This window comes from Megasphaera stantonii, assembly GCF_025567065.1.
Classification (GTDB): domain Bacteria; phylum Bacillota; class Negativicutes; order Veillonellales; family Megasphaeraceae; genus Megasphaera; species Megasphaera stantonii.
Map to the genome: position 1 here is coordinate 5,052 of NZ_JAOQKD010000022.1, position 480 is coordinate 5,531.

1 protein-coding gene is annotated in these 480 nt (G+C 57.5%); it reads right to left on the minus strand.

From position 1 onward, the window contains the following. Window positions 1–480 (minus strand): hemagglutinin repeat-containing protein (locus tag OCV58_RS10075; protein ID WP_267312883.1); only part of this gene is annotated, 480 nt, incomplete at both ends.

Sequence of the window (480 nt, forward strand, 5' to 3'; positions counted from 1 at the left end):
GTGCGCCGTATCGCCGGCGGCAATCGTCACGCTGCCTTCGGAAGAGCCAATGGTCGTCCCGATCTGCGTCTTGAACTCCCCTTCATAGTTATCCTGCATCTTCTGCGTACCAATCATGATGCCAAGGCCTGCGCCCAGTACGCCGGAAGACTTAACCTTCGTATAGGCTGTTGCCTTATCATACTGCATATCCGATGTCGTCGTCACATTGCGCCCTGCCGCAACGGTCACGTCATTCTGCCCGGCAACGGCAGCCGCCGTCATATTCACGTCCTGTACGGCGCCCATCTGTACCTCTTTACCGGTAATCGTCGCACCGAGGACCGTCTGATGGTCGTCATGAGTACGGATGGTCGTCGTTGAACTCGACAGCAGCCCCGATTCCTTATGCTTCAGGCCAAAATCGTCCACGGCAATTTCACGGCCCGTCGTGAGGTTGATGTCCCGTCCGGCTGCCATGGCAACCGTGCCATCATCGCT